This is a genomic window from Alistipes sp. An54 (genome assembly GCF_002159375.1).
GTDB classification, from domain to species: Bacteria; Bacteroidota; Bacteroidia; order Bacteroidales; family Rikenellaceae; genus Alistipes; species Alistipes megaguti.
Genome location: NZ_NFIA01000015.1, coordinates 1 through 11,552, shown reverse-complemented (window position 1 = coordinate 11,552; position 11,552 = coordinate 1). Strand labels below are relative to the sequence as shown.

General features: G+C 60.8%; 10 protein-coding genes. 7 read left to right on the top strand and 3 right to left on the bottom strand.

Annotated elements, in window-relative coordinates:
* Window positions 1-20 precede the first annotated feature (20 nt).
* From B5G09_RS11780 to B5G09_RS11755, 6 genes are read left to right on the top strand one after another with little or no spacing between them, the layout of a single operon-like run.
* The gene (locus B5G09_RS11780) at window positions 21-3,371 is read left to right on the top strand and encodes a SusC/RagA family TonB-linked outer membrane protein (RefSeq protein WP_087405315.1); all 3,351 of its coding nucleotides are present in this window, start codon (window positions 21-23) and stop codon (window positions 3,369-3,371) included.
* A gap of 9 nt (window positions 3,372-3,380) precedes the next feature.
* Complete coding sequence (locus B5G09_RS11775; RefSeq protein WP_275531978.1) at window positions 3,381-4,952, top strand: RagB/SusD family nutrient uptake outer membrane protein; 1,572 nt, start codon at window positions 3,381-3,383, stop codon at window positions 4,950-4,952.
* Between the two features lie 17 nt (window positions 4,953-4,969).
* On the top strand, window positions 4,970-6,025 hold the full coding sequence (locus tag B5G09_RS11770; RefSeq protein WP_087405313.1) for a glycoside hydrolase family 18: 1,056 nt from the start codon (window positions 4,970-4,972) through the stop codon (window positions 6,023-6,025).
* A gap of 5 nt (window positions 6,026-6,030) precedes the next feature.
* Window positions 6,031-7,269: a DUF1735 and LamG domain-containing protein gene (locus tag B5G09_RS11765; RefSeq protein ID WP_087405312.1), complete on the top strand. Its 1,239-nt coding sequence runs from the start codon at window positions 6,031-6,033 to the stop codon at window positions 7,267-7,269.
* Window positions 7,270-7,298: 29 nt separating this feature from the next.
* Window positions 7,299-8,705 carry a DUF1735 domain-containing protein gene (locus B5G09_RS11760; RefSeq protein WP_162608272.1) on the top strand — a complete coding sequence of 469 codons (1,407 nt, stop codon included), beginning with the start codon at window positions 7,299-7,301 and terminating at the stop codon, window positions 8,703-8,705.
* 39 nt (window positions 8,706-8,744) lie between these two features.
* Complete coding sequence (locus tag B5G09_RS11755; RefSeq protein ID WP_087405310.1) at window positions 8,745-10,319, top strand: BACON domain-containing protein; 1,575 nt, start codon at window positions 8,745-8,747, stop codon at window positions 10,317-10,319.
* Here B5G09_RS11755 and B5G09_RS14105 read toward each other — a convergent pair.
* Together B5G09_RS14105 and B5G09_RS14220 are read right to left on the bottom strand one after the other, a co-directional pair.
* Window positions 10,283-10,732, bottom strand: a complete 450-nt coding sequence (locus tag B5G09_RS14105; RefSeq protein WP_087405309.1) for a hypothetical protein — start codon at window positions 10,730-10,732, stop codon at window positions 10,283-10,285. The two genes, B5G09_RS11755 and B5G09_RS14105, sit on opposite strands and share 37 nt — an antisense overlap.
* Window positions 10,726-10,938: a hypothetical protein gene (locus B5G09_RS14220; RefSeq protein WP_206384445.1), complete on the bottom strand. Its 213-nt coding sequence runs from the start codon at window positions 10,936-10,938 to the stop codon at window positions 10,726-10,728. The genes B5G09_RS14105 and B5G09_RS14220 overlap by 7 nt, the downstream gene beginning before the upstream one ends.
* Window positions 10,939-11,044: 106 nt before the next feature.
* Between B5G09_RS14220 and B5G09_RS11740 the strand changes: the two genes are divergently transcribed.
* The gene (locus B5G09_RS11740; RefSeq protein ID WP_087405307.1) at window positions 11,045-11,347 is read left to right on the top strand and encodes a hypothetical protein; all 303 of its coding nucleotides are present in this window, start codon (window positions 11,045-11,047) and stop codon (window positions 11,345-11,347) included.
* Here the strand turns inward: B5G09_RS11740 and B5G09_RS14215 are convergent.
* Window positions 11,323-11,552 (bottom strand): hypothetical protein (locus B5G09_RS14215; protein ID WP_206384444.1); only part of this gene is annotated, 230 nt, incomplete at its 5' end. The genes B5G09_RS11740 and B5G09_RS14215 overlap by 25 nt on opposite strands.

Genomic DNA, 11,552 nt, shown 5'->3' with positions numbered 1-11,552 from the left:
TTTAAAGAGGTTTTAAATTTATGAAAAAAATTTGGAATCTTGTCTGCCTGGTCTTGATTTTTTCCTGCCTGGCAGGCAATCCGGCGGCTCTGGCCCAGGACGGACCCTTGTCCCGTCCCGTAAGTGTCACCGTAGACAACGGGACACTCTATGACGCCGTCGTTCAGATCGAAAAACAGACTTCGCTCATGTTTTTCTACAAGGACCAGGATATCGACCCGGCTCGCCGGATCGACCTCCGCGTCCAGGAGAAACCCCTCTCCGAAGTGCTCGACCAGCTCACGGCCCAGGTCGGCTTGGCCTGGCAGCTATCCGGCAGTCACATCATGCTGACCCCCGCCAAGAAGACTCCTGAGGGACCGGTGACGGTCTCGGGCCGTGTGACCGATGCGCAGGGGCTTCCGGTTATCGGGGCCGCCGTGCTGGTCAAGGGGACCACCATCGGCAGCAGTACCGATGCCGACGGTGCCTATACCCTGCAAGTTCCCCCCCCCGCGGCTACGGCCGTGCTGGCGGTCAACTACCTGGGCTATGAGCCTGCCGAAAGCCCCGTCGGGAGCCGGACGCGCATCGACTTCACCCTGCATGAGCAGGCGCAGGCCGTCGATGCCGTGGTCGTGACGGCCCTCGGCATCAAGCGCTCGGAGAAGGCCCTGTCGTACAACGTCCAGCAGGTCGCCTCGGAGGATATCGTCGCAAACAAGGATGTCAACTTCATCAATTCGCTCAACGGAAAGGTCGCCGGCGTGAATATCAATGCTTCGTCGTCGGGTGTGGGCGGCGCCTCGAAGGTGGTCATGCGCGGAACGAAGGGTATCGACCAGTCGTCCAATGCGCTGTACGTCATCGACGGTGTGCCGATGTACAACCTGGCAGGGGAGGGCGGTACGGAGTTTGACTCGGCCGGTACGTCGGAGGCCGTGGCCGATATCAACCCCGAGGACATCGAGTCGATCTCGGTGCTGACGGGTGCCGCTGCGGCGGCCCTCTACGGCAGCCACGCCTCGAACGGCGCCATCGTCATCACCACCAAGAAGGGTAAGGCCGGGCATACCTCGGTGACCGTCACGAGCAATACCGAAGTGGTGTCGGCATTCTGGATGCCCGAGTTCCAGAACCGCTACGGCACGGGCAACATCTATGCCTCCGAAGGCCAGAAATACATGAGTTGGGGCAGCCTGCTCGATCCGCAGGACCGGCTCGGCTACAGCCCCCGCCAGGACTATCTCCAGACCGGCGTGATTGGTACCGAGACCGTCTCGCTCTCCACCGGTACCGACCGCAACCAGACCTATCTCTCGGCTTCGGCCGTCAACTCGCGCGGCATCGTACCCAACAACGGCTATGAGCGTTACAACTTCACGGCCCGCAACACCACGTCGTTCCTCAAGGACCGCATGACCCTCGACATCGGGGCTTCGTACATCCTCCAGAAGGATCTCAACATGACCAACCAGGGTACCTATGCCAACCCGCTGGTCTCGGCCTACCTCTTCCCGCGCGGCAACGACTGGGAACGCGCCCGGATGTTCGAGCATTACGATGCCGACCGCCGCATCTACGTCCAGGACTGGGACGAGTGGATCGGTGACGGCAACCTCACGATGCAGAACCCCTACTGGATCAACTACCGCAACCTGCGTCAGAACAACCGGCGCCGCTACATGCTCAACGCCAACCTTTCGTATCAGATCCTCGACTGGCTCTCGGTGTCGGGCCGTATCCGCATCGACAACGCCGTGAACAACTACACCGAGAAGTTCTACGCCACGTCGAACTCGACGATCATCGACGGTTCGAGCAACGGACTCTACGGCATCACCAAGACCGAGGACCAGCAGACCTACGGCGACGTGCTGGTGAACGTCAACAAGTCGTTCGGCGACGACTGGACGCTCCAGGCCAACGTCGGTGCCGTCATCTCCAACATCGAGCAGGACTCGTTCCTCAACCGCGGCCCCATCATGGAATCGGGTCTGGCCAACGTCTTCAACGTCTTCCAACTCGATGACACCCGTGTCTCCCGCGAACAGTCCGGATGGCGCGAGCAGTATCAGTCGCTCTTCGCCTCGGCCGAAATCGGCTACAAGGGCACCTACTACCTCACCCTCACGGGCCGCAACGACTGGCCCTCGCAGCTGGCCGGTCCGCAGTCGGTCAAGTCGTCGTTCTTCTATCCGTCGGTCGGCGCCTCGGTGGTCGTCTCGCAGCTGATCCCCAACATGCCCGAGGAGCTCTCCTACGTGAAGGTCCGCGGTTCGTGGGCCTCGGTGGGCCTTCCCTTCGCCCGTTTCCTGGCTAATCCCGTCTATGTGTGGGATGCCGACAACAAGGTGTGGAAAACCAACACCAACTACCCGTTCTATGACCTCAAGCCCGAGCGTACGGATTCGTGGGAGGTGGGTCTGACGATGCGCTTCCTCAGGCACTTCAACCTCGACGTCTCCTACTACAACACGAAGACCTACAACCAGACCTTCGACCCGCAGATCTCCGTCTCGTCGGGTTACTCGACCCTCTACGTGCAGACCGGATCGGTGCGCAACCGCGGTGTCGAGCTCGCCCTGGGCTACAGCAACGAGTGGGGCAGGTTCTCGTGGTCGTCGAACTTCACCATGTCCTCCAACGAGAACCGCATCCTCGAACTGGTCGACAACTACCGCCACCCCGAGACCGGGCAGATCATCACCAAGGACCGCCTCGATGTCGGCGGCCTGAACCAGGCCCACTTCATCCTCAAGAAGGGCGGGTCGCTCGGCGACCTCTACTCGATCATCGACCTCCAGCGCGATGCCAACGGAAACATCTATGTCGACGAGAACAACAAGATCTACACCGTCTCGGAGAACATCGACGACATCAAGCTCGGTTCGGTCTTCCCGAAGGCCAACATGGCCTGGCGCAACGACTTCAAGTGGGGCAACTTCAACTTCGGGTTCATGCTCACGGCCCGGCTGGGCGGCATTGTCTACTCGGCCACGCAGTCCTATCTCGACTACTTCGGCGTCTCGGAGGATTCGGCTGCGGCGCGTGATGCCGGCGGCGTGTGGATCAACGGCAACTCGCTTATCCCGGCCTACAACTGGTATGAGGTGGTCGGCGGAAAGAGCCTGCCCCAGTACTACACCTACTCGGCCACGAACTTCCGCCTGCAGGAGGCCTCGATCGGCTACACCATTCCCCGCGAGAAGCTCGGCAACGTCTGCGACATCACCCTCTCGCTCGTGGGCCGCAACCTCTGGATGATCTACTGCAAGGCCCCGTTCGATCCCGAATCGGTGGCCACCACGGGCAACTACTACCAGGGTATCGACTACTTCATGATGCCTTCGACGCGAAACATCGGGTTCAACCTCCGTCTCAAATTCTAAAAAACGCTTATGACCATGATACAATTCCGGAATATCGCCCGTCGGCTGGTGCTGGTGCCGGCCTGCTGTCTGGCAGCCTGCACGGGCGGCTTCGAAGATATCAACAAGGATCCCTATGCCGCTTCGAAGGAGGACATGGGAAATGACAACTACGTCGTCACCTCCACGCTCTCGGGCATGCAGGGATGGGTCATTCCGCTCGATGTCAATACCCACCAGTTCACCGACATCCTGCTGGGCGGGGCCCTCGGCGGCTTCACCGCCGACTCGAACCCCGGCCACACGACCCGTATCTCGATCTTCAACCCCACGAACGACTGGACGCGCGTGATGATGAACCGCGTGGTCGTCGAGGTCTACAACGCCTACACCAAGCTCAAGACCAATTCGGACGACGAGGTGGCCCTTTCGGTCGCCGCTCTGGTCCGCGCCGCGGCCATGCACCGCGTGACGGATACCTACGGCCCGATTCCCTATTCGCAGATCGGCGCCGACGGCGGCCTTACGGCCCCCTATGACTCGCAGGAGCAGGTCTACAACCGCCTCTTCGAGGAGATCGACCAGGCCCTCTCCGTCCTGACGGCCCACGCCTCGGCCTCGCTCAAGGAGACGGCCGACAAGGTCTACGGCGGAAACATCGCCCGGTGGATCCGTTTCGGCAACTCGCTCAAGCTCCGCATCGCCATGCGGCTGAGCTACGTGGCGCCCGAACTGGCCGAGGCCAAGGTCCGCGAGGCCCTCTCCGATGCCGGAGGCGTCATCGACCGAAACAGTGACAACGCCGCCATCCCGGCCCAGCGGAACCCCTTCCGCGTGGTCATGTACGACTACAACGGCGGCGACTCGCGCGTCTCGGCCGACATCACCTCCTACATGAACGGATACCAGGATCCCCGCCGCGAGAAGTACTTCACGACGTCGACCTTCACCTCCTCGTCGATCACCAACGGTTACATTGGCCTGCGCTCGGGCATCAGCATCCCCAGCGAGTCGCGCCAGTACTCCAACATGGTCGTCGACTACACCTCGCCGCTGATGTGGATGAATGCCGCCGAGGTGGCCTTCCTCAAGGCCGAAGCGGCCCTGCGCGGCTGGTACGGCGCCCGGGAGGATGCCAAGTCCTGGTATGAGAAGGGCATCGCCCTCTCGTTCGAGCAGTGGGGCGTCTCGGGGGCCCAGGAGTATACCCAGAGCCTCCGCATCCCCGAGTCGTACGTCGATCCGCTGGGCAAGGAGAGCAACACCTCCGGAACGGCCACCATCCCCGTCAAGTGGGACGAGCGCGGCAACTTCGAGATCAATCTCGAGCAGATCATCACCCAGAAGTGGCTGGCGATCTATCCCCTCGGATTCGAGGCCTGGTGCGAATTCCGCCGGACGGGATATCCGCGCCTGATGCCCGCCACGAACAACCGGAGCGGCGGCATCATCGCCGAGGGCGGATTCGCTCGCCGCATGCCCTATCCCGACGAGGAGTACCGCGAGAACTCCGAGCATGTCAACGCCGCCGTCAACGAGATGCTCGGCGGCCCCGACAACATGGCCACGCGCCTCTGGTGGGATTGTAAAGACAAACTCTAACACGCATCCTGGAAATCATGAAAAGAACGATCTATAACCTTTGCAGCGTCGTTTTCCTGGTCGGAGCTCTGTTTGCCGTCTCGTGTGACGACTGGACCGAAAACGAGAAAATCGGAGTCAAGGATCCCGCCTTCGGCGAGAACGATCCCGAACTCTACGCCCGCTATCTGGCCTCGTTGCGTGCCTACAAGGCCGGAGAGCACTGCCGGACGATCGTCTGGTTCGACAATTCGCTCAAACAACCCGCCAGCCGCGGCGGATTCTTCTCCGATGTCCCCGACAGCGTCGATGTCGTGGCGCTGATGGATGCCGGCCGGCTCACCGCCTCGGAAGCGGAGCAGGTCGCCGCGCTCCGTGAAAAGGGCACCCGCGTGATCGGGGCCGTGGACTGCAGCGCCCTTTATGCCGTCTGGGAGGCAGCCCGGGAGAATGCCGCACAGCAGGAGGAGGGCGACGGCGGGGAGCAGACCCCGGCCGATGGCTTCGCACCCTGGCTCGGGGAGCAGCTCGCCGCCCGGATGGCCGACATCGAGGCCGATGCACTCGACGGACTGACGGTCTGCTACGAACCCAGGAGTACGGTCTTCATGACCGAAGAGGAGCGGCAACTCCAGGCCGGCCGTGAGGCCGTGGTCGTGGAGGCGCTCAAGCGTTGGACGGAGCAGCATCCCGACAAACTGCTCCTCTTCGAGGGAAATCCCCAGAACCTGACCGACAAGTCGGTGCTGGAGGACTGCGACTGGCTGGTGGTCCGCTGCCTGACCGCCGCGACGGTCTACGACTTCGGTACGCTGGCCCGGCGGATGTGCGACACCGGTGTGCCCACCGACCGCTTCGTATGGCTCGTCTCGGCCGTCAAGCCCGCTTCGACCGATTTCGGATATGTCACCGACGCCTCCGGAGCCTCGGTCCGCGCCGTCGGGGCCCTCGCCGAGTGGATGCTCCTCCCGGGCGAGGTCGACAAGAACGGTATCGGCATCATGAACGTGCAGTACGACTATTTCAACTCCTCGATGATCTACCGATACACCAAGGAGGCCATCGACATGCTTAATCCTTCGCCCAAAAACTGAATTCCATGAAATCCATGAAAATACTTGCGCCGCTGGCGCTGCTGCTCGTCCTGGCGGCCTGCGATGACAAACCCGCACCGTTCGGCGATTTCGAAAACCGCGTCTCCATCGAGCAGAGCTCCGAGGTCTCGACGATCTTCGTCAAGCAGACCACGCTCTCCGACGAACGCTCGTTCTACGCCACGACGCCCAAACCCGTCGACCGCGACGTGACGCTCCTCTTTGCCGCCGACGAGAGCCGCGTGGCGGACTACAACCGCCGGTACGGGGCGTCGGCCGCGATGCTCCCCGCCGACTTCTACGAGATCGAGGGGGCCGAAGCCCTCATCGCTGCCGGAACGAACCGCTCGGAGCAGGTCACGGTCCGTTTCCACGACCTCGACCGCCTCGACACCGAAGCGCTTCACGTGCTGCCCGTCTCGATGAGTTCGTCGGACGGACTGGCCCGGCTCGCAAGCGCCCGCACGGTCTACTACGTGCTGCAGGGCGCCGCCATCATCAACGTCGTGGCCACGCTCTCCGAGGGCAACTACATCGCCTTCGACGAGGTGCTCGACGGCGAGTCCGCCTCCTGCAAGGTCCTCGACAACCTGGAGGCCTTCACCCTCGAGGCGCTCATCCGCTGCCGCAGCACGGTGCTCGACGCCGGCATCAAGACCGTCATGGGCATCGAGGGACACTGCCTGATCCGTATCAGCGACAACGGGCTGGCTCCCAACCAGCTGCAGGTCGTCCTGCCGACCCCCTACGGAACGAGCAACTTCAGCGAGGCGGCGACCTGTCTGATCCCCGCCGAGAAGTGGACCCATATCGCCCTGACGTGCGACGTCGCCTCCGGACGCATGATCCTCTACATCGACGGGCAGGTGGCCATCGACAAGAGCGGCAATACGTTCAAGGCGGTCAATCTGGGAACCCCCTACGTCAACCCCAGCAGGGAGGTCTACGGATTCAACATCGGTTACTCCTACACCTCGGGCCGCGAACTCGACGGCGACATCACCGAGTGCCGCGTCTGGAACGTCGTCCGCTCGCAGGAGGAGATTGCCGCCAACGTCTACGAGGTGGATCCCGAGAGCGAGGGGCTGGTCGCCTACTGGAAATTTGACGAGGCTACCGGGGAGACCATCCGCGACCACACCGGAAACGGCAACAGCGGAAAGGCCCATGCTGCGCTGAAGTGGACTTCCGTGTCGCTGCCCGAGGCTGCAGGCACTCCCGAAGGCGGTGCCGATGAAAACTGATTGATGGACCTAAAATGGATTGTTTCGCTATGAACTGCAAGAAAAATATCATCTGGAATCTGTGGCTCGGCTGCGGCGCAGGGTTGGCCCTGGCCGCATGTACGAGCGACGAGATCATCCCCAGCTCGGTCGACGAGGGGCGTATGGAGATCGTCGGGAAGAACATCTGCGCACTCTATAACCCCGCCGGGGCTGCCGGGGCCACGCTCGAACTGCGGACCGAACCCGTTACGGGCGAGGTGCGCGTGGTATTGAGCGCCGCCGCCGGGCAGGCCGTCGACCTGAAACTCGTCTACGACGAAACGCTCCTGGAGGAATACAACGAGGCAAATGCCACCGATTTCGATGCCGTGCCGACCTCGGCCGTCCGCCTCGAAGCCGACGGAGCGCTGCTCGTGGGCCCGCAGACCACCCTCTCCGATCCGCTGCAGGTGTGGGTCGACCCGTCGGACGACCTGGCCGTCGGCACGACCTACGGCCTGCCCCTGAGGCTGACCTCCGAGACCGATGGCGTCGGGATCTCCGAATCCGAAGACTCCTGTATCTTCTGGGTGAAGGTCCTCGGCGAACGACCCTCGACGCAGAAGGATACGGGTATGATCACGGTCTGCTATGTGGAGGTCAACGGGAACAACCCGCTGAACGCCCTCGAATGGAGCTGCAAACGCAATGACAAACCGCTCTTCGACATTGTCAACCTCTTCGCCGCCAACATCAACTGGATCGAGGAGGAGGGACGTGTCGGCGTGGTGCTCAACCCCAACGTGCAGCACATCCTTGCCAACCGCGACAAGTACATCCAGCCGCTGCAGGATGCCGGCATGCGGGTGAGCCTGACGATCCTCGGAAACGGCGACGGTACGGGAGTGGCCAACCTTTCGGACGAGGCCGCGCGTCTCTTCGCCGAGGAGCTGCGGGCGATCGTCGAGAGCTACGGCCTCGACGGCGTAGACTTCGACGACGAGTATTCGAGCTACAGCCAGTTCCCGATCCGCCCGGGATGCGTCGAATACGGAGCGGCTCCCTATGCGCGGCTGCTCTACGAGGTCAAGCGGCTGATGCCCGACAAACTGGTGACGGTCTATCAGATCGGCCAGGCGATGGGCCGCGACGGCAGGGGCTTCAACATGATGATCGACGGCGTGCGCCCCGGAGACTTCATCGACTATGCCTATACCGACTACGGCGCCCTCTACGACGTGCTCCACCTCGGCATGACCCGCAGCCAGTGGGGTGTCGGATCGCTCGACATGACCTATGAGGGAGAGTCGAATCCTGAGAATATCCAATACAACCGCCGGGAGGGATATGGCCTGCAGATGGTCTACAACCTCAAGGCCGGAAACGGCCAGAAGACGCCGCTGGGCGATGTGGCCAAGTATATTTACGACGATGAGGTCGTGTGGTCGGGCAAGTCGCACGCCAAGGATTGGTAACCGATGCCCGGAATGTCTAAATTATAAACGGAATGCAAGATGAAAAGGATATTTTGGATGTTGTTGGCCGCAGTGGCCTGGACCGGATGCGGCGACGATAACGGAACCGACGAACCGACGGCGGTGGCCTCCCTTTCGCTCTCGACCGGAACGCTGCTCTTCGAGGCCGACGGAGAGGTGAGCGGCGAGTCTGCCGGCCGCGTGACGGTCGCAAGCAGCGGAGAATGGCGCCTCGCCGGAAGGCAGTTGTGGTGCGAACCCTCGGCCGTGGAGGGCGTGGATGGCGACGAGGTGAACTTTACGGTGCAGCCCAACGAGTCGCTCGAGTCGCGGAGCGTAACCTTTACCTTCATGTGCGGCAGCCGCGAAGAGCGCCTCACCGTCACGCAGCTGGGCGGTTCGGTCCTCGATCTGGAGGGGGAGGGGACCCTCGAACTCGGACCCGAAGGCGGGGATGTGCGGGTGAAGATGTGGTCGTCGAGCCAGACCTCCTGCCGCTTCGAGGAGGAGGTCGACTGGATGCATCCGGCCGTGACGGCGGCCTCGCGCAGCGAACTGCAGCCTTCGTTCCTTTACTTTATGGTCGATCCCAACACCACGGGACGTGCGCGTGAGGCGCGTCTGATCCTCTCCAACGCCGAAGGTGACGAGCGGACGGCCGTCATCACCCAGCACAAGAATCTGGTGCTCGAACTCATCGGCGAGAGTACCTTCGCGGTGCCTGTCGAGGGACAGGAGATCGGCTTTCAGCTTCGCAGCAACGTCGAACTGGCGGTCGAGTCCGACGAGTGGATCGTCTTGCTGTCCGATCCCGACCATACGGGCGATCTGGTCGAGCAGACGCTCAACTTCCGCGTCGAGTCGACCTCGGAGACCTTCCGCAACGGAACCATCCGCATCACTTCGCCCGAGGACGAGTCGCTACTGGTCGAGGTCTTTGTCAACCAGGGCGAAAAGCCCCAGGGTGTGCACTTCCCCGATGCGGCGTTCCGTCAGATCCTGATCGACAACGGCTACGTGACGCTCATCTCGGGCGACGAGTGCCAGATTACCGAGAAGGGGCAGAATGCAACGACGCTCCCCTCACTCTACAGGAAGGGTATCGGATCTTTGCAGGGTATTGAGGCGTTTAAGAATCTGGTCGATCTGAGCGCCGATGGAATCGGTTCCAACAATATCACGGAGCTTGACCTGAGCGGTAATCCGAATTTCATGAAACTTTTCTATACCTCGTACGATAATAAAAAGAAGTCGTATTTGACAAACAACCCGCTTGAGAAACTTATTCTGGGCGATGCTCCGATCACCGACGGGTATGTTTATTTCGACTCCACGTTCTATGATCCGTCGTACAAGGTCTTCAGCCAGTCGCTGACCGTGTCGGGAACCAATGTGCAGACCATCGAACTGGATACGCCCTTCGCCTCCTCCTACTTCAAGGTGCAGTGGCTCGACGTGACGGGCTGCCCGAACATCACCACCATCATGCTCCACAGCTACTACCTGAAGACCCTCTATGTGACGCAGGAGCAGAAGGAGGCCATCGACGGCGGTTCGATCACTATTCAGGACAGCAACTACCCGACATCGACGCTCCAGATCATCGTGCGTTGATGCCCGGCGGGTGAAATCCCGGAGTGACTCTCCGGAAGTACGGAAAGGGCCGGCAGCTTTTGCTGCCGGCCCTTTTGTCTCCGGGACAACGCGGCGTCCAGTCCATCTGCTCCCCCCCCCTCCAGCTGCCTGTGAAGATCCTCCTGCACGGAGCCCTCCACGAGGGGCGGCTGCACCTCCCGGTCCTGCTCCTTCAGGGCGGCTGCGGCGCCGCGGAGCGTTTCGCTTTGGAAGGCGAGGTATTCGGCGTTGTTGAGCGGCCGGTAGGTCTTGACCGGATTGGCGATGCTCACCGTGTAGCCGAACTCCACCGAGGTCTGTTCTCCGCGATGGCCGCCCTTGGCCTTGACGATGATCACATCATTGGCATCGCGCGACCCGTAGATGGCCGTGGCCGAAGCATCCTTCAGCACGTCGATCGACTCGTTTTCGTTGGCGAGAGCGCCTGCAGGGGGTTGATGTCCTGGGTGTCGTCTCCGGTTGCGGCGGTGATTGCTCCGCTCATCTCCGATGTGGCGCCGACCTCAAACAACAGATCGCCGGTCCGGATTTCGGGCTCTGATGCCGTGCAGGCAAAAGCCGCGCACAAGGTCGCTATATATATAAGTGTCCGTTTCATTTTCTGCGAGGTTTAGTCCGGGTAAAGATATTAAAAAATTTTCATAAGTAACTGCCTGACGGATAGTGGAGTTTGCGATTTGGGCGAAAAGAGGGGCAAAAAAAGTGTGGAAAATATTTGGAGGGGACGGGAAAAAGTGTTTATCTTTGCACCCGCTTTGAGAGAGAGACGGCGGTTGCAGCCGCGGGATTTCGACCGAAGTGACGAGGTTCTGAGACGTTTTGAGAAGATCTTTCGAAAAGATTTGGAAGATTCGGAAAAGGTTGTTACCTTTGCAGCCCGCAAGGAGGTCAGCGATGACCGAGATGCGAGTGAGAGGGTTCTGGAAGTTTTCGAATCGAAAAGAAATCTTGAAAAAAGATTTGGAGGTTTCAAAAAAAGTGTTTATCTTTGCACCACTTTCCGCTGAAAAAAAACGGCGGTCGGTCCAGGGGCGAAGGAGGGCTGAGAGAAGCGATCGGAACCCCGGAGGAATAAGGAAATGTTCATATAGCGATATACGAACAGCGTTCTTTGAAGTGATTGAGCAGCTAAAGTTTTCCACTCTTGAAAAAGAGTGATTTCAAACAATACCTTTGAGATTTGAGCTAAAGATTTAACAAAACATTTTATAC